14 protein-coding genes are annotated in these 18581 nt (G+C 45.1%); 4 read left to right on the plus strand and 10 right to left on the minus strand.

What is annotated here, in order from left to right; genetic code table 11:
• Positions 1-84 precede the first annotated feature (84 nt).
• Positions 85-1431, minus strand: a complete 1347-nt coding sequence (locus tag G6N79_RS12875; protein ID WP_103905350.1) for a sigma-54-dependent transcriptional regulator — start codon at positions 1429-1431, stop codon at positions 85-87.
• Between the two features lie 339 nt (positions 1432-1770).
• Here G6N79_RS12875 and G6N79_RS12880 point away from each other — a divergent pair, with 339 nt between their 5' ends.
• A complete protein-coding gene (locus G6N79_RS12880) occupies positions 1771-2274 on the plus strand; it encodes a thermonuclease family protein (protein ID WP_160003640.1) in 504 nt (167 codons plus the stop codon).
• A 54-nt stretch (positions 2275-2328) separates the two neighbouring features.
• Here G6N79_RS12880 and G6N79_RS12885 read toward each other — a convergent pair whose 3' ends face one another.
• From G6N79_RS12885 to G6N79_RS12925, 9 genes are all read right to left on the minus strand, one after another.
• A complete protein-coding gene (locus G6N79_RS12885; RefSeq protein ID WP_103905348.1) occupies positions 2329-4794 on the minus strand; it encodes a phosphocholine-specific phospholipase C in 2466 nt (821 codons plus the stop codon).
• A 294-nt stretch (positions 4795-5088) separates the two neighbouring features.
• Entirely contained in the window at positions 5089-6966 is a 1878-nt protein-coding gene (locus tag G6N79_RS12890; protein WP_103905347.1) for a RagB/SusD family nutrient uptake outer membrane protein, read from the minus strand.
• Between the two features lie 11 nt (positions 6967-6977).
• A complete protein-coding gene (locus tag G6N79_RS12895; RefSeq protein WP_234993156.1) occupies positions 6978-10214 on the minus strand; it encodes a SusC/RagA family TonB-linked outer membrane protein in 3237 nt (1078 codons plus the stop codon).
• 608 nt (positions 10215-10822) lie between these two features.
• A complete protein-coding gene (locus G6N79_RS12900; RefSeq protein WP_103905345.1) occupies positions 10823-11563 on the minus strand; it encodes a dienelactone hydrolase family protein in 741 nt (246 codons plus the stop codon).
• Positions 11564-11574: 11 nt separating this feature from the next.
• On the minus strand, positions 11575-12600 hold the full coding sequence (locus G6N79_RS12905) for an alpha/beta fold hydrolase (protein WP_103905344.1): 1026 nt from the start codon (positions 12598-12600) through the stop codon (positions 11575-11577).
• 9 nt (positions 12601-12609) lie between these two features.
• Positions 12610-13464, minus strand: a complete 855-nt coding sequence (locus G6N79_RS12910) for an NAD(P)-dependent oxidoreductase (protein WP_103905343.1) — start codon at positions 13462-13464, stop codon at positions 12610-12612.
• A gap of 8 nt (positions 13465-13472) precedes the next feature.
• Entirely contained in the window at positions 13473-14588 is a 1116-nt protein-coding gene (locus tag G6N79_RS12915) for an aldo/keto reductase (protein WP_200818757.1), read from the minus strand.
• Positions 14589-15236: 648 nt separating this feature from the next.
• Positions 15237-16175: a DUF1801 domain-containing protein gene (locus tag G6N79_RS12920; RefSeq protein ID WP_103905342.1), complete on the minus strand. Its 939-nt coding sequence runs from the start codon at positions 16173-16175 to the stop codon at positions 15237-15239.
• A 10-nt stretch (positions 16176-16185) separates the two neighbouring features.
• Positions 16186-16650, minus strand: a complete 465-nt coding sequence (locus G6N79_RS12925; RefSeq protein WP_164527215.1) for an SRPBCC domain-containing protein — start codon at positions 16648-16650, stop codon at positions 16186-16188.
• Between the two features lie 183 nt (positions 16651-16833).
• On the opposite strand from G6N79_RS12925, the gene G6N79_RS12930 reads away from it, so the two are divergent.
• From G6N79_RS12930 to G6N79_RS12940, 3 genes are all read left to right on the plus strand, one after another.
• Entirely contained in the window at positions 16834-17691 is an 858-nt protein-coding gene (locus G6N79_RS12930) for an alpha/beta fold hydrolase (protein ID WP_103905340.1), read from the plus strand.
• 66 nt (positions 17692-17757) lie between these two features.
• Entirely contained in the window at positions 17758-18174 is a 417-nt protein-coding gene (locus G6N79_RS12935) for an SRPBCC family protein (RefSeq protein WP_103905339.1), read from the plus strand.
• A gap of 11 nt (positions 18175-18185) precedes the next feature.
• Positions 18186-18581: a VOC family protein gene (locus G6N79_RS12940; RefSeq protein ID WP_103905338.1), complete on the plus strand. Its 396-nt coding sequence runs from the start codon at positions 18186-18188 to the stop codon at positions 18579-18581.

Genomic DNA, 18581 nt, shown 5'->3' on the forward strand with positions numbered 1-18581 from the left:
AAATGAAAAATGAAATTTTATCCAATAAAAAACCCTCTCATTTTGAGAGGGTAAATATCATTTCGAAAGGATGTTCTTGGCTAATCAATGGTTAGTATCATCTTCCAGCTTCCGATACAAAGTAGCCAGTCCGATTCCCAAAAGCTTGGCAGCCTCCGTTTTATTCCCCTTAGTATGGGCCAAGACGCGCTGGATATGCTTAAGTTCCATTGCCGAAAGCGTAAGTTGAGCCGGTTTTCCACTACCGGGCATGGGATGTCCGATTTCATAGGGCAATGCATCGATATCCAGAACCTCACCTTCCATGAGAATTAAACTACGCTCAATAATATTCTTTAACTCCCGAACATTACCCTTCCATGCATGCTTTTCCAATGCTGCCACATAGCTTGGAGCAATTTGCGGTATGTTCCTGTTTAATTTCTGGGCATGTATGCCAACGAAATGATCGACCAACAAAGGAATATCGGATGGACGTTCATTCAGGGATGGTAAGGTGATGGTAAATACGGAAAGTCTATAATAGAGGTCAGAGCGGAAATTTCCCGCAGCGGCTTCTTCTTCTAAATTTCGATTGGTGGCCGCGATGATTCGGACATCCACTTTCTTTGGTTTGGTTTCACCAACTTTCAGAAATTCACCGGTTTCTAACACACGCAGCAATTTGGCCTGCAATTCCAAGGGCATCTCGCCAATTTCATCCAGGAATAATGTTCCTTTATCAGCCTCTTCAAATAAGCCTTTCTTATCACGTGTTGCGCCGGTAAAAGAACCTGTAACATGTCCGAAAAGCTCCGATTCCAAAAGGTCCTTACTTACTGCAGAGCAGTTCAATGCGACAAATGCTTGGCCCTTGCGTGGACTTTCAAAATGGATCGCCTGGGCAAAAACTTCCTTACCTGTACCCGTCTCGCCCAATAGCAGGACCGTTGCATCCGTCATAGCCACTTTCCGTCCCAATCCGATAGCCTCCAAGATCCCTTTCGACTTACCAATGACTTGATCAAAGGCGTATTTCTTGCCAACCTGAGCCTCCAGTCTTTGCAGTTTCTTTGCCATGGCAACTTTCTCGAAGGCCTTATGCAATAGCGGCAAGACCTTATTGTTGTCATCCCCTTTTGTAATGTAATCAAAGGCACCATTCTTCATGGCCTGAACCCCATCGGCTATCTGCCCATAGGCGGTCATCAAGATGACCTCGGCTTCCGGTGCCAATTGCTTGATCGTCAAAACCGCATCCACCCCATTGCCATCCGGCAATTTCACGTCACAAAGGATGACATCAATTTCCGATTGCTTCAGCAATTGAAAACCCGACTTCAACGTACCGGCCTGAACAACCACTATATCCTCCCACTCCAATTGAATGATCCGCGCCAGTAAGGACCTAAGTTTTTCTTCATCGTCAATAAGCAATATTTTCTTCGGCATTAGCAAGTGTATTTAAAATCCTGAGACTAATGTAGGGAATAGAATTCAGAAGCGCACAAATTTGGGGAGAGAGATGCATCAACCGCAGCAGAACGTTGTAAAATTTCCACCAAATAAAAAATCCTGAGGTGGGGAACCTCAGGATTTTACCAAACCAATTATTAACCTAAATTATGAAATTATATACTCTTATTACTCTTTTGCTTTTCTCTGCAACTATAACGCAAGCTTGATACCTATCTTATATTCAACCGAGTACATTAACATCTTTTAACATAACGGACGCGTCATTTCATGAAGCACAATAAATCCGAACCTGAATTGTTACTTTTGCAGCCTATGAGAATAAAGTTACTCCTGTTGCTGTTCTGTATGGTTTGTTGCATGGATATAGTCCATGCGCAACAGATTCTCCAGGGAAAGATTGTGCGTATTGCCGATGGTGATACCGTTACTTTACTGGACAGCCTGAACCAACAGCACAAGATCCGTCTGCATGGAATTGATTGCCCAGAGCGGCACCAGGATTTCCACCAGGTGGCGCGAGATTATGTAGGTGAATTGTGTTATGACAAGCAGGTTAAGGTTGAGGTAACGGGAAAAGATCGATACCAACGTATTTTGGGCAAGCTGTACCTGGACCAGCAAGAGATCAACCTTTTACTGCTGCAACAGGGATTGGCTTGGCACTATACACAATTTGATAAATCGCCAGCCTATGCCCAAGCAGAACGCGAAGCCCGATTGGCCGGCCTTCACATTTGGTCCTTAAAGGATGCCATGGCCCCCTGGCTTTTCAGGAAGCAGAAACGGGATCGGCAAAAATCCAACATTACGAAATAAAAAGGAGCGCCTCGAAAGGGCGCTCCTCATTATATCTTAGCTATCTTAGATATCTTAGCTATTCTTTCCCATCAATGGATCGGTCGTACTGGGTTTACCATCTTCTTGGTGCCCTGCAAATCGGAAAAGGAATTCAGGATCATTCGGATGTTGGATAGCAAAGTCATACCAACCATCGGACGATTCCAGGTTCCATTGCAATTTGCCGGAACCTTCAGGAACGTTCTGCGCTGCCAAACCATAGGAAACATCAGCGACAACCAACCTTTCTCCAGCAGTATTGGCCATCACCTGAAATCCTTTTCGAAAATCAGCAACCTTGACTTTTATAGGGTATGGTTTTGATTGCAGTGAACCTTTAAAAAGTCTGTAAAAACCATTCGGACCATGCACGGTAAAGCTGAATTTTCTATCCGGAAAATCTGCAATTTTCCAGTTGTAGGTCAGGAGTTCATTTTCCTTGGCCGTAAAGCTCCACACCTTCCCCGGTTCCCACGCACCATAGGACACCAAACTCATAACCTGAAAAGGTGCAGCATGGTCCTTGGTCGATTTACGGAATACGCCCTCAACTTCAAATTGCATCTGTACGATTCCCTTTTCCTGGTCAATGACAAGATTTACATCCATGTTGTACGGGATAGCACAGGCAGGTTTTGTTCCTGGCTCTTGCAGGTTAAGTCCAGTAGGTCGCAGCAGATCTTCTTTCCATAGCGTCAGCGTCCTTTCGTCCAATGTTTCGTAACCCGCTGGCAATGCTTTGTTTTTAGCGGTATAAATACGTTCCACATATTGGTCACGGTCCACAAAGTCAATTTTTGGTCTTTGGCTATCCGGAACCGGCCTAAAGACCGATGTCAGGTCTCCGCAGACCAACCGGCGCCACGGGGTTATATTTTCTTCCCTAACTTTTTTCTTGTATTTCTTCTGCAGGAAATGTTCCAGAAATTGCAGGTTCGAGGTCAGGTCAAATACTTCTGAGTTCACCCAGCCCCCTTTTGTCCATGGGGAGGCCACGACCATGGGAACCCGATAGCCCAATCCAATCGGACTATTAGGGAAGTCGATTTCTTTATTGATACGCTTCCGCTCCTGATCCTGTGTGACATATTCCGCTACGGTATCCAATCCTTTGGGCAGTGCTCCGGAATGGGGATCGGAACTCAATGGTGGCACAAATGGGGAGACATGGTCGAAATAACCGTCGTTTTCATCATAGGTCAGGATAAAGATGGTCTTTTTCCAAACCTCTGGATTTGCCGTTAGGATATCCAAAGTCTCGGATACATACCAAGCCCCGTACCATGGTGATCCCGGATGGTCCGAAAAGCGCGATGGTGCAACCAACCAAGAGACCGTCGGTAATTGTCCCTGTTTGACATCTTCTCGGAATTGATGGAAGACATCACCCTGCGGAACCTGAACGGTCTTCTGTTCCCCATTTTCCGTATAAGTAATTGAGGTTAGCGCATGGTACGCTGGATCATGTACGTTCGTGGTAAAAGCTTTTCTATGGATGGCTTGCTGCTGTTTTGAAAGCTTGGCGAAATTTTCCGGGCTATATGCTGCTACATCGCTGCGATAGCCTTCCAATTCTTTCACCACTTTTTCGTAGGCTTCTTGATTGGCAAATTTAGCAACCGTTAACAGGTGCTCAATTTCTTTCACTCTCCGCTTCGCAAATGCATGGTAGGCCGGGTGGAATTTCACCTGATACTGTTTATGGAATTCCAAATTATTGTCGGTAAAATTGGCTAGCCAACTTTCTTCCTCGCCTTCAAATCCAACGGGCAGGCTCAGCTCATTCTGGTACACTTTCCATGAAACACCAGCTTCTTCCAGACGTTCCGGATAGGTTTTCCAGGACACATCCTTATAATTGATCTGGTAATTGTCGACATGGGCAGTAGATTCCGGATTATGGGCTTCTTCCCGGACCGTACCGGACCAGAAGTACGATCGGTTTGCGCTCGTGCCGGTTAAGGATGAACAAAAATGCTGATCACAGACGGTAAAGGCGTCCGCAAAAGCATAATAAAATGGGATATCCTTTCTTTCATAATAGCCCATGGTTAATGGGATGTGCTTATAGGCCTCGTTACCGGGTTTCTTCGCTTCCAGCCAGTTGTCCATTTTCCCCTCATTTCGGGCTGCAAGCATATTATGCCAACTGTGTGGGAGATCACCCATCCAGGTGGCCTTGGTATTCACGATATCGAGATGAAATGGTGGATGTATCTGCTTATTGCCATTCGATTGGTACCAAACCGGGAGACCATTGGGTTGCCGCATTACACGAGGATCATTAAATCCACGAACACCTTTCAGGGTACCAAAGCAGTGGTCAAACGATCGATTTTCCTGCATCAGAAAAACGATATGCTCGGCATCAAGGTAGGTTGATCCCGCTTTTGCTTCAATTGCCAAAGCCCGCTGAATGGAGGCTGGCATCACATGAATGGCTGCTGTCGCTCCTGCTAACATGGAGGCTTTTTTGAGAAAATCTCTTCTACTATCCATAGACTATATGTGGTATAGGATACCGTTACTTTACATTAAGTTAATATTGAAATTCAATTTAGTAAAATATTACACAATATCAGGAATGAGGAAGATGGAGAAGGATGTATGTAAAACGAATAATACAGTGTCACAGCGAAATAAAAGGAAAATTTATTGACCTATAGGTAACCAAAATGAATATCATGTTCGTTCTCCATACATAAAAAAAAGAGTCCCGCACTGGCAATATGCACAGGCGGGACTACAGTTTTTTATTCACTTCAATCGGAAAAGAATTCCGATTGTCCATTACTATTCGTAACCTGGATTTTGTTCCAATTTGGTATTTCTATTGATTTCATCCCTATGGAAAGAAGTGAAATACATCTTATCGTTCCAGCTTCTGTTTTCAATACCCGGATTCAACGTGCCCACAGAATAGGTATAGGTATAATTGTCCAAACTGTATTGATACAATTTAACATTTTTACCAGGCTTTAACTGACCGAAAATATTAATCAAAGTCACTTTTCTACCTAAGGTTGTCGGTGCGATCATCCATCTACGCGCATCGAAAAAGCGGTGTTCTTCATAAGCCAACTCAATGCGACGCTCATTGCGGTATCTGTCTTTCAGCGCTGCGCCGGTCTCTGTAATGGCCGGCATACCCGAACGGAAACGAATTTTATTCAACCAGGTTTTTGCTTCCGCATCTTCACCCAGTTCAATACAAGCTTCAGCATAGTTTAAGATCGCTTCGGTGTAACGCAATATCGGCCAAGGAATGCGTTGACGGGTATTCTGATCGGTAATGGCCGGATCGGAATCCACGAATTTGCGGTAATAGTATCCTGTATAGGATCCGTTCCAGTCTTCAATAACACTATTACGGGTGTCCAGACCAAATACGATTACTTTCGCACCTTTATCATCCAACACCTCATAGCGTCCGGTTTGAATCTGGTTTGCTGGGTCACGGGATTTCACATCATCCGTTCTTGGTTTCCAACCGGAACCGTCATGACTAATCGTTGCATAGAACCGTGGGTCCCGATCCGTATACGGGCTCGCCTTATCGGCGGCATTGGTCCAGTTGAACTTGGTGCCATCGATTTTTTCATAGTCATCCACCAACAGCTGGATCGGTGAATTTCCGGACCAGTTGTGGTAACCATTGGGACCATTGTCACGGCCTACCCATCCCCCACGCTCATCCTTCAAGTCGATAAAGAATCGACCAAGGATCAAATCCTTCTTACCATCTGTATTGGCAACTTTAGACCCGCCGCCCATGGCAATATCATGGTAGTTTGCACGACCTTCTTCTGGTGTAGCCGGTGCCGTAAGATCTAATTTATAGGCATATTCTCCATGGTCCAAAACTTTCTTGGCAGCATCTTTCGCTGCTTGCCAGCGCGCACGTCTGTCACCTGACACATACCCCAAAAATTGCGGTGATTTATACCCACTGATCAGGGATGATTTCCCCTTCGCCGTCGGCATATCGTGCAGATCACTTGCGGCATAGGTCAGTACCCGCGCCTTCAAGGCCAGCGCAGCCACTTCGTTGGCTCTACCATCCACTTTTGAAACAGTGGATAACAAGGTTGCCGCCGAATCACAATCACTTACGATCTGCTTGATGCACTCATCATAGGTGGAACGCTCCAGCATGTAGTCCGGTTCGCCTAATTCGTACACTCGGGTAACCATCGGAACGGCACCGAACATGCGGACCAAATTTTGATAAAAGTAAGCCCGAAGAAAATAGGCTTCGCCCAAGAGTTCATCTGCTTTCTGTTTATCGCCAAAGTTTGGATCTCGCAGTTCCGCAATGGCGGTATTGGTTGCGCGAATGCGACTGTACATATTCCCATAGCTGTAGGTATCCATAATATACCCTTGATCAGCTGCATTCGAACGGCTTTCCGTAACGGTGTTGATGCCGCGCCCCGGATGCGTAAAGAACGCCTCATCTGTCATCGAAGCCATCTGCTGTTCGTAAAAACCGCCTACCCCAAATCCATTGTAGATTTCGTAAATAAAGGCCTGCGCCAAAGCAGGATCAGACCATACCAATTCTTTAGGTGCCTCATTTAATGGTTGTGTATTCACAAAGTCATCATTACAGGAAGCCACCAATCCCAATAATGCAAGGGATATATATTGTATTTTGAACTTATTTTTCATGATTTTCCGTATTAAAATGAGACCATTAAACCTGTATTCAGCAATCGCGCCTGTGGATAGTAATGCCCTAGTGCATTCGTCCCTTCCGGATCGAAAACTTTCATCTTACTGAACGTTAAGAGATTCTGCCCGCTCACGAAGAGGCGTGCACTGCTGATCCCTACTTTCTTGGTCCAATCGCTATTGAAGTTATAGCCCAATTCCAACGTTTTCAAACGGATATAATTTGTGTTCTTCAACCAATAGGTATTGTTATAGGAATAATACTGGTTACTCCGGTCCGTGATCCGTGGGTGTTCCGAGCTCGGGTTGTCAATGGTCCAACGGTCCTCATAGAAGTCCAATAAGAAGTTACCGATGGAACCGGATTCATCCGTACCGATACGGACTTCCCCACCGGTCGCTCCCTGGAAGAGAACGGAAAGATCAAAACCTTTATAGGTGAATCCCAAGTTCAGACCGCCCTGGAAGGTAGGTACTGAGTTTTTGTCCCGACGCACGCGGTCATTCGGCGTAATCTTACCATCACCATCGTAATCCTGGTATTTCATGTCCCCAGGTTTCAATTGAGACGTGATGTCATCGTAATTGATGGTATTTGCATCAATCTCTGCCTGATCACGGAATACACCGTCGTATATGTAATACAAACCTGCATTAATCGGTCTGCCGGTACTCTTTTGGTATTCCGGTGCTCCAGGTGCCTCATCCCAGAAAACAATCTTGTTCTTGGCGTAACCACCATTCACGGAAGCACTGAATCCCAATTCACCGAAAGTCTCCCGATAGCCCACATTAAAGTCAAATCCGGAGTTGTCCACTTTACCTATGTTCTCGGAAGGAAGCGTCATCCCTGTACTCTGCGGCACGGAAGCGTCACGGCGCCAAAGGATACTCTCCCGCGAGTTCTTGAATACATCGATCTCCGCATTCATCTTTCCGCCCATAAACTGGAAGTCGAAACCTAAGTTGTAATTATTGGCGACCTCCCAGGTAATGAACATATTCGGCACTCTTCTTTCGTAAAGGGATTTCACCATTTCATCATTGATGATGTAGGTTCCGAAACCATAGGTCGAGAAGTATTGGTATTCCTGTAGTGCCCCATCATAGTACACATTGTCATTTCCCATCTGTCCGTAGGAAGCACGGATCTTGAAGTAATTCACGAACGGTACACTTTCTTTCCAGAAGTTCTCCTCGGACACGACCCAGCCCAACATCGCACCAGGGAAGAAACCATAGCGGCTATTCTCCGGGAACATATAAGAACCATCGTATCGCCACAGCAATTCTGCGATGTACTTATTCTTGTAGTTGTAATTTGCCCGGCCGAAATAGTTTAGGCGAGCACGCTCCCACGCTGAACCATCCGCATTCTTTTCCGCATCACCACCGGCAAATAGGTAATCGATTTCCGTAGATATGAAATACCTCCGGAAGGCGGAGAAATTATCGTTGCGTATCGTTTCACGGTTCACCCCGGCCAATATGTTGATGGTATGGTCTCCAAACACCTTGTCGTAGGAAGCAATGGCACCCATCAGGATATTCATTTGGTCTTCGTTGCTCTGTGTCAAACGAGGATCTGCTGGTCCGCGTCGACCAGCGGTTAACTTTGGCGTAACGCCATCATCTTCCATGGCGTTATTCTGCCAAGTGTACAGGTACCAAGGAATCTCCCATAATTTACTATTCCGAACATATTTGTCAACTGCAGCATTACCGGTCACTTTCAATCCTTCCACACCTGGGATCTGGATTTCTACCTGCCCATTGGTTTGGAAATAATAGCGTTTGTCGCGGTTATAGCCCGTTGCGTTTGTGGCAATAACGACTGGATTTTCTCCATTTTCGATATCGGGTCCTGGCATGCCATTCGGCCAGTAAGCCGGCATGGTAGGGTTACCGCGCATCAACATCCTGAATATCGTTCCCGCTCCCTTCGTCGGGAAATTCCGGTTCTCTTGTCTACCCAAGATCCCGAATTGCGTCTTTACATATTTATTGATATTCGCATCCAGATTCACGCGAATATCGTATTGTTTATAGCCTGTAGCGGAATTCTTGTAATAACCGTCCTGATCCTGATGTCCAATGGACAAGAGGTACTTAAAGTCTTCCGAACCACCATCCAATTGCAGGTTGTGTTTCTGTTGCGGCGACCAGGTCTTCAACGCATCGGCATACCAGTCGGTATTAGGGTGGCCCCAAGGATCAGACCCATCGGCAAATAAGCGCCTATCTTCGAGGTCGAAAAAGGCCTCCAGATTTTCGCCATCTTTTTTCTTGTAAATGCCTGTCGTGTTAAATGCGTCCAAGGCAGGTTTCCATTCATCCGGATTGAGGGTAAAAATCTGCAATTCATTACGCATTTCCGCATATTGGGAAGCATTGGCTAATTTCGGAATAACGGTAGGTTGCGAAAAACCTTGGTTAAAGGTATAGGACAAAAGCGGCTTTCCTGTCTTTCCACGTTTTGTGGTGACAAGGACCACACCGTTTGCTGCACGCGCACCATAAATGGCAGCGGAAGCATCCTTCAAAACGGAAATGTTTTCGATATCTGCAGGATTCAATCGGTCCAATCCACCTGCACGTGCAGGTATACCATCGATTACGATCAATGGTCCGGAATCGCCCAGCGTATTGGTACCCCGAATCCGTAAACCGGAACCATCGTAGCCCGGTTCTCCACTGCCATTGGTGGCAACGACACCGGGAACCCGACCAGCCATGGCATTGGAAAGGTTGATGGCAGGAGATTTCTTCAATTCATCCCCTTTTACGGCTGCTACGGCTCCCGTGACGGTCGCTTTCTTCTGCGTACCATAACCTACCACGACTACTTCATCGATGTTGTCCTCGGAAGTCATCATATCGACTTGGATACTGGTTTGGTTGGAAACAGCAACTTCCTTGGCCTGTAAACCGACAGAAGTAAACACTAAGGTCGCAGAACCAGGTACGTTCTGCAATTCGAAATTACCCTGTTCATCGGTTGTGGTGGCTTGAGTGGTCCCCTTAACCGTAACGGTTACCCCAGCAATTGGCTGACCTGAGGCGACATCCTTTACAGAACCCCGAACAGTAATTTGATTTTGCCAATACGATGCAGCTTCATGTGCATGTACTGCAGAATGGGCGTATGTCTGCGAGGCGGCGATACTGCACAAAAGACAGAATCCCCCCAGCCGAAGCATGCTCGTCCCACTCTTTCCTTTGAAAAGATGGTGGCTTTTAAACATTGAATTTAGGCGTTTAAGTTTATATAGATTTATGTTTAGTTATCCTAATATAGAGAAAAGTATCCTTAGACCAAATGGTTTTTAAAAGTATTTTAATATTAGCCAATTTTCAAGCAGGCAAAAATACTTTTCATTTTTTCATAATATCCCAATGAAATCCGCAAAAACAGAAATTTTGCATGTTCAAACGTGAATTTCTTAAAAATAATGTAATTAACAAAAATATTACACAACCTTAACCAAAACCGATAGCAAATTTTTATTCCTATTAAGATATTTATTGTCAAAAGTTTATAACTTCAAGATGTCAATAAAATGGTGTAAATTATTAATTTTAACCATAAAGAAATAGACTAACCAAATCAAATTATATGAAAGCTATTTTTCTAACCAGTATGACTTTTATGTTTTCATTAGGGACAACAGTCTTCATTTCGAAGAATGCCTATCAATTATCTGTCGATTACATCTTATTTTTTGCAGCCCTTTTCACCTCCATTTTTTACCTTATCGCAATCAAAAAAAGAAGGAAAAAAGAAAGACCGTCTTTCTACAAATAAAAAAAGCCACTTTCTTTCAAAAGCGGCTTTTCCAATAAGCTATTCGCGTTACTGCAATACTTCCTTGAGGAAAAGAAGGGTATGTTGCCAAGCGCGCTTGGCCATCGTGGGATTGTAGTCAGCGGATGCCGGATTCGTAAAGGTATGTTTGGCATTGGCATAGGTAATAATCTGCCAATCGGCTTTACCTTCGTCCATTTCCTTAACCAAACTCTCCAGGTGCTCCGGTCGCACACTTTCGTCCTGTGCAGGATGTTCCACCAGTATTTTGGTTTTTAATGGGGAATTCGTTCGGTCAGCAGCTTTAGCAAGGCCACCATGGATACATACCACACCGGTCACATCCAAGCCACCACGTGCCGCCTCCAACGCGCCGGTTCCACCAAAGCAATACCCAATTACGGCCACCTTCGTTGCCCCTAATTTCTTCACTTCATCCAGCGCCGCCTGAATCCTACGTTGATAGGCTTTGTAGTCGTTTTTATAGGTGCTCGATGCTTTTGCTGCTGCAGCATTATCAGCAGGAACATTCCCTTCCCCATAGATATCGGCTATAAAAGCAATATAGCCTTGCTTCTCCAGATCCAGTGCAGCATCCTTTGCTTCCTGATCGATGCCTTTCCATGCTGGCAAGATCACGACGGCAGGCCTGTCGCTGCCCGCATTGGATGTCACCAGTCCTTTTAATTTCTGGTCGCCCTCTTGGTAAGGGACTTCTTTTAAATCTTGTCCACTCGCTGTTGATCCAGCAAATAAAGCAAAGGCCAATAGTATTCCTGATACGTTCATATTGATTTGAATTAGTTCATTTCTTTCTTTAAAAATTCCAATACTGGTGGCATAAACCGCTCAAATGCTTCGATATGTGGGAGGTGCCCCACATTTTCCAATTCCACCAATGCAGCACCTGGAATTTTCTTTTGCGTTTCTTTACCCAGCTCCTGATATTGACCCATCTTTGCGCGAACTTTCGGATCAGCCACCCGATCTTTACCGATGGCAGTCCGATCACGCGTCCCGATCACCAATAAGGTGGGAACGGATAAATGCTCAAATTCGTATAGCACCGGCTGGGTGAAGATCATATCCGATGTTTGGGCATTATTCCAGGCAACGCGAGGATAATCCGGATGATTGACCCAACCCGTTAATAGGTACACCCATTCATCGTATGCCGCCTTCCATTGGTTGTCATAATAAAACTCCATTTGGTATTTCTTCGTAGAAGCATAGTCCGCCTTCAATTCGCTGGCATAGTTTTTATCAATAGGTTGATAAGGGGCATAGAGCTTCCAATCTTCAAGTCCAATCGGATTTTCCAAAATGAGCTTTTTTACCTTCTCGGGGTACATCAGCGCGTAGCGGGTTGCCAACATGCCACCCATGGAATGACCCAATACATGAATTTCCGACAACTGCACATGGCTTAGCAGCGCATCCGTATTCATGGCCAGCTGCTGGAAAGTAAACTGGTATTGCGCAGGTTTTGATGATTTCCCGAAACCAATCTGATCCGGAACAATCACCCGATACCCCGCATCCGTCAGTGCATCCACAGTGGTCTTCCAGTAGGCACCGTTAAAATTCTTGCCATGAAGAAGCAGGACAGCCTCACCGTTGGGATTCTGTTTGGGTTTAATATCCATGTAGTACATGTACAGGTCTTTTCCCTGGTTGTTGGGCAGCAGTAAACTGTCCACGGGGAATGGATAGGTGTAGTTTGAAAGCTGTATATCCAAGACGGGGCGATTCTCCTGTGCGTGTAGTGTTGTGAGGCTCAAAAATCCCAACAGGGTTAATCCTACAATTTTCCGTAGTGCATCCATATCATTTGCTTACTGTTTATCTTTTAAAAAAGGAATAATGCTCATGACATCATCTTTGGCAAATCCAGCATTCTTAGCCCCTTGATAGGTGTCGACCAATATTTCCGAAAAGGGAAAATTTGCTCCAGCATCCAGTGCTAATTTCACATCCTTCAACATCAGATCAACGGAAAATGCCGCAGGGTATTCATCTTCAATGATCAACGGTGTTTTCACACGTGAAGCGCCGCTTCCACTGGCGCTATCGTTGATGATGGCCATCATATCCTTCCTGGAAATGCCCATATTCTCCGCAAAAAGCACCGTTTCCGCCATCCCTTGATAAAGAATGGAAAGGTAATAATTGATGCACAGCTTGGCAGCAACCCCGTTGCCATTCGGCCCCAGGTATTTGACATCCTTCCCCATGATTTGCAAGTAGGGCAATATACGCTGTTCATCTTCCTGATCTGCACCGACCATAAAGATCAATGTCCCTTCCTTGGCCGGCTGGGTACTTCCCGCAACGGGCGCATCGACAAATTTAGCGCCTTGCTCCAAACACATGGTCGAGATCACCTTAGATGCCTCTTGGGATACCGTACTCATGTCAACAAATAATTTACCAGAGATATCCATGGAAAGAATAGACTCATATACCGCATGCACGGCATCATCATTACTCAACATGGTGAAGATGATATCCGAATGGTCCACCAAACTCACAAGATCATTGCACGGTGTGCTATTGGCGGCAAAATCTGCCATTTTCTCCGGCGTTCTGTTATAGACATAGAGGTCCACTCCTGCCTTCTCCAGGTTCTTGGCCATCGGTTTCCCCATGTTGCCAAGACCAATAAATCCAATTTTATCCTTATAATCCATACGGCAATTTACGCATTTGGAACGGGAGCATTGGCAGCGATTAATTTTTCTGCTTTCAGTTCTTCCCAGAATCCATTAGGAATCTTCGCTTCGAAAGATGCCGCATTGGCTGTAGCCTGCTCAGCAGAGCTTGCTCCGGGGATGACAGCCGAAACGACATCGGGTGCTGCAGAAAATTGCAAAGCAGCTGTCCGCAGATCTACCTGATGGTTGTCGGCCACCTTACGAAGGGCCACCAATTTCTCGGCTGCAAAATCAGGAATCGTTTTCCCATAAAGATACCTGCCCTTACCGGCAAGGAAACCCGCGCATAACGGTGCCCCTACCACAATAGATATCCCCTTTTCGGCCACCTTCGGAAATACCTGATTCAGGTCGTCCTCATGAACAATCAATGAATATTGACAGGCAGATAGAAAGATATCCGGATCCGCGACTTCCATTGCCTTCAGCATCGGCTCAATGGTATTGACACCCAATCCCCATCCTTTGATGAGCCCCTCTTCACGCATCTTTGTCAATTCCACGAACGCACCATTTTTCGCTTCCTCAAAATATTTGAGCCATTCTTTGCCCATATCGCCGTTATCCGGCGACAGGTCATGAACAAAGACGATATCCAACGATCCGATACCCAAGCGTTGCAGGCTATCTTCCACGCTCTTCCGCGCTCCGGCAGCACTATAGTCGTAGGTGTAGGACGCATTCATCTGCCCACCCCATTGCAAACCTGGCTTTTTGAAGTTGTCCTCAGGGTGCAACAATCGACCTATCTTGGTGGATATCGTATAGTCTTCCCTATTTTTATCTTTCAGGTAAAGGCCCATTCGGCGCTCACTGATGCCCAAGCCATACCATGGTGAAGTATCATAATAGCGTACTCCCGCCTGCCAGGCTGCATCCATTGCTTCCAAACTCGGTATATCTTTGTTATCCTTTGCGAAACCATTACCAATCGCAACACCACCAAATCCACTAAGGGTTAAGGGTCTGAATTTTTTTCCTTGATCTGTCATATTTTTCTGCATGTTATGTGTTTCTGCTGATGCATGACCCAGGGTACCTGCCGTAACAAGGGCACCGGATAGCATCAAGCTATTCGTGATAAATTTCCTTCTGTCCATATTTAGCTTTTCTAGGTTGTATCTAGTTATTGAACAGAAAAGAAGCCCTTTTGTTGACATTTTCTCGCTTTTTTACATAAATGTAATTTTGTAGAAAACCAAGGAAATTTGCATTATTTCACCATTTCATACGATAATCAATGGAATACGGAAGAAATAACTTCCGCAAATGCTGCTAGACCTTGTCCGAGGTGAGAGCGTACTGAGAGCGTACTGAGAGCGTGTCTATAGGCACGCTCTCACCTCGGTAGAACTCCGCACGCACCACGGACGCACCTCAGACAAGGTCCAGGCACAGGTAAGCCAATATTCACCAATCAAAATGAAAATCAATTTGCTAAAGAAACCATTGGACTTTTAAAGAAATGGAAAGTTGAGAGCGTGTCAGGGATTTGTTTTTGGCAATAAAGACAACAAGTATTTATGAATACGATAAAAATTGGGGAATTTAGGCTGATGTGGAGATTTTATCAGCACGCTGATTAAATATATACATTTTTCTTCGAAAGACAAAAATTTTACAGGCTATCTATCCCATTTTTTAAAAAAATCGCAAACCCTTTCCGATGATAATTCATTTTGAAAACAGCAAAGAAAGACCCCAAATTGATTGCACTTGGGGCCAATGCTTACCAATACTGTTGTAGATTAGCGCTTATATTTATCATGCAGACCCTTACCTTCCAAGATCATGGGCTTTATTTTATCAATTCGAGCCAACTTGGTTTTTTCCTGTTTGGCTTCCTCAATATGTTCTATATAATCCTTTTGCTTACCTGGCGTTAATTTCTGGAAAGCGTGGGCAAATTGGACATCGTTATCCAGCGCCTCCTTCAGCAGTCCTTCAACTTTTTTAGGGCTCGCCTTTTCGGGTTTGATTTCCTTACCGTCCCGTATCGTCTGCACAGATTCCTCGATGTAATTCAGGATCTGTTGTTCATCCATTTGCTTGACATCCGTGAAGCGCCACTGCCTGAGTGATTTCGTTTTCCCTTCAGAAGCAGTGATCAATACCTCCAATGAATCCGTTAAAAAGACACCGTTATAAAACCAAAGGCTGAAAAAATCTTTGAAACCACCCCACCCGATCACATTTTTTCCAGAGAAGGTGTACACATTGGCACCCCATTTTATTTCTTTTTTCAGTGGAGAAGTTGTTTTTAGGATAAGCTGCGCCATAAATTCTTCACATGCTTCCCATTGTGGGTATTTGGTTTCCCAGCTTGGATTTTTCTTGTCCTGTAACATCTCCACATTGAACAGGACCATATCGGTAATTAGTTTTTTGGGAATGGGTTTATCCAGAGGAAGCTGAACCGCCCCCTTGGACGTTTTGTAGTCCTTTAACTCCTGAGCGAACTTATCGATGGCTTCCACACCGGGATAAACGCCGATATGATGCTTGAACATGGCAAAATGAATCAGATTACCGTTATAACGGAAGGTTGGCATTCGGTAATTGATGGTTTCTTTGGCTTCCTTTGGGGCAGCTTTGCGGATGATCTCGCGCAACTCATCCAAGCGTTGGCGAAGTTCGCCATCATAGCCCGCAATATATTCATCAATTGTCGTAAAGGTTGTTTCCATAGGTAAGGAGTTATTCAGGTTTCATAAAATCGAACGCTCCTTTTCGCAGATTGATTCCGTATTCAAGACTCGCTTTCAGGCTGGCCAGGAAATTAGCCCAGCCTTCGGTCTGACCAATCGCTTGCTTGATACCATCATCATCTTTGGGCATAAAACTTTCCTTCACGCGCACGACAGTGAAATTCTGGTGGAAAGCTTCCAGGAAGATCTCAACGACCATTCCTTCCTCGCCTCCACTCCAATCAAAGGATATATAATCGTATGCGCGGATAAATTTACCGGTTACAGGGAAGATATCTTCAAATTCCGGAAATTTCCACGCAACCGTCACCCCGTCTTCCAACCGTCCACTGGAACTTTCCAAAAAATAGTTGCTCATTTTTTCCGGGTCAACGATCGCTTCAAAAACCTCTTCTATAGGTTTCAGGATTTGTATGGAGGCTCGTGCACTTAAATATTGATTCGTTGGGTCCATTGACATAGCAGTTTGTTTAGTTGTTACCTATCTAAGTTAAGAAGTAATTTGTTTAAACGTTTCGATTCCTTTAATTTTATTCCGCTTGATTTTGAAGAAATTAACCACACACGCCACCCTGTTTCGCTTAATTTTATGTAGATAAACAGCAATATCTTCCCATAAAATGAATAAATTCAATAGATGAAAGATAAAATTATACAGGCTGGACAGGTTCAGTTGTTCACGCAATCCTTCGGCAGACCGGAAGATCCACAAATCCTTTTGATTGCCGGCGCCACGGTTTCCATGCTGTTCTGGGAGGCGGAATTCTGTGAGGCCTTGGCCGAAAAAGGATATTTTGTTATCCGATATGATTTCCGTGATACCGGACAGTCAACGACCTATCCGGCCGGTGAGCTCCATTACGGTTTGGAAGACCTGAGCATGGACATCCTGCATATACTGGATAGTTACGGCATAGAAAAGGCCCATCTCCTCGGTATTTCCCTCGGAGGCATGCTGGCACAGATCACTGCCATTACCCATCCCGAACGTGTAGCATCCCTTACCCTATTTGCCACCATGCCTTGGGCAGACAGTCCCATTCCGGTACCCGAAATGGATCCTTCCATTTTGGAATTCCATGCGGCAGGTGCGCAGGTCAATTGGAACAATGAAGAACAGGTCGTCGAGCATATGCTGAAGGGATCACGGTTAATGTCGGGGAATAAACCATTGGATGAAGACCGCGCAGAACGCTATATCCGTGAATCATTCCATCGAGCGATCCATTTCCCGAGTCAGTTCAATCATGCCCAGTTATCGGGTGCTGAATCCACCTACAACCAAATACAGAAAATAAAGGCTCCCGTTTTGGTCATACATGGCAGTGACGACAAAATCTGTCATTTTCATAATGCTCTTGCCTTAATGCAACTGTTGAAACCAAAAAACCTGGTCGTTCTGGAGGGCACCGGACATGAACTCCATGCGCAGGATTATGACCAGATTATTGCTGCGGTGGACAGATTGATTCAGGCGAGCAAACAAATGGGCTAATTTCTTGTCCTATGACAAGTGGATTTCCGCTGGACGTCTTTACATTTGATAAGTAAAACACGAATTATGACAAAGAAAAGAATTCAGATCGACACCTCGATCAATGCTCCCGTAACGCAAGTTTGGGATGCCTACAATACCCCTGAAGATATTAAAATGTGGAACCATGCTTCCGATGATTGGGAATGTCCATCCTCAGAAAATGATCTCCGTGTTGGCGGGAAATTCAAGAATAAGATGGCTGCCAAAGACGGGAGTTTCTCCTTTGATTTCGAAGGTACCTATACGGAAGTAACGCCAAATAAAAGCATCTCGTATGTATTGGGAGATGAACGTCAGGCGGATATAACTTTTCAGGAAGAGGCCGGTAAAACCAACATGAACATTGTTTTTGACGCGGATGATACTCATGACGCTGAAATGCAACGCTCCGGATGGCAATCCATTCTGGACAATTTCCGCAAACATGTAGAATCCAAATAAGTAAAGGATCCATGGAGGAGAAAAAATACAAAGTCGGCCAGATTGTATGGGCCGACCTAACCACCAACCAGGCAGGGACCTTAAAGGAATTCTATAAAGCAGTTCTCGGCTGGCAGGAATATCCTGTTGCCATGAAAGATGAAGACGGCGGATACGATGATTATGCCATGCTGATGGATGACCAAAGTCCTGCCGGCGGTATTTGCAACAGCAGAGGCCAAAATGCTAACCTACCGGCCACCTGGATTCCCTACATCTATGTGGAAGATGTGGAGGGAAGCTTGGCGAAAAGCTTGGACCTCGGCGGAAAATTAATTCACGAAAGCAAGAAGAAGGATGGCACCTACAATTATGTAATCGTTCAGGACCCTGCTGGCGCAGTCTTCGGCTTTGGAAAAATGCAATAA

Origin of the sequence: Sphingobacterium lactis (assembly GCF_011046555.1) — a bacterium.
Taxonomy (GTDB): domain Bacteria; phylum Bacteroidota; class Bacteroidia; order Sphingobacteriales; family Sphingobacteriaceae; genus Sphingobacterium; species Sphingobacterium lactis.

Excerpts from the sequence above, each read along its gene's own strand:
- G6N79_RS12880 (WP_160003640.1), top strand. The coding sequence starts at position 1,771 with ATGAGAATAAAGTTACTCCTGTTGCTGTTCTGTATGGTTTGTTGCATG.
- G6N79_RS12915 (WP_200818757.1), bottom strand. The coding sequence starts at position 14,588 with ATGGACAGAAGGAAATTTATCACGAATAGCTTGATGCTATCCGGTGCC.
- G6N79_RS12890 (WP_103905347.1), bottom strand. The coding sequence starts at position 6,966 with ATGAAAAATAAGTTCAAAATACAATATATATCCCTTGCATTATTGGGA.
- G6N79_RS12895 (WP_234993156.1), bottom strand. The coding sequence starts at position 10,214 with ATGTTTAAAAGCCACCATCTTTTCAAAGGAAAGAGTGGGACGAGCATG.
- G6N79_RS12925 (WP_164527215.1), bottom strand. The coding sequence starts at position 16,650 with ATGGACCCAACGAATCAATATTTAAGTGCACGAGCCTCCATACAAATC.
- G6N79_RS12920 (WP_103905342.1), bottom strand. The coding sequence starts at position 16,175 with ATGGAAACAACCTTTACGACAATTGATGAATATATTGCGGGCTATGAT.
- G6N79_RS12930 (WP_103905340.1), top strand. The coding sequence starts at position 16,834 with ATGAAAGATAAAATTATACAGGCTGGACAGGTTCAGTTGTTCACGCAA.
- G6N79_RS12900 (WP_103905345.1), bottom strand. The coding sequence starts at position 11,563 with ATGAACGTATCAGGAATACTATTGGCCTTTGCTTTATTTGCTGGATCA.
- G6N79_RS12875 (WP_103905350.1), bottom strand. The coding sequence starts at position 1,431 with ATGCCGAAGAAAATATTGCTTATTGACGATGAAGAAAAACTTAGGTCC.
- G6N79_RS12910 (WP_103905343.1), bottom strand. The coding sequence starts at position 13,464 with ATGGATTATAAGGATAAAATTGGATTTATTGGTCTTGGCAACATGGGG.
- G6N79_RS12885 (WP_103905348.1), bottom strand. The coding sequence starts at position 4,794 with ATGGATAGTAGAAGAGATTTTCTCAAAAAAGCCTCCATGTTAGCAGGA.
- G6N79_RS12935 (WP_103905339.1), top strand. The coding sequence starts at position 17,758 with ATGACAAAGAAAAGAATTCAGATCGACACCTCGATCAATGCTCCCGTA.
- G6N79_RS12905 (WP_103905344.1), bottom strand. The coding sequence starts at position 12,600 with ATGGATGCACTACGGAAAATTGTAGGATTAACCCTGTTGGGATTTTTG.
- G6N79_RS12940 (WP_103905338.1), top strand. The coding sequence starts at position 18,186 with ATGGAGGAGAAAAAATACAAAGTCGGCCAGATTGTATGGGCCGACCTA.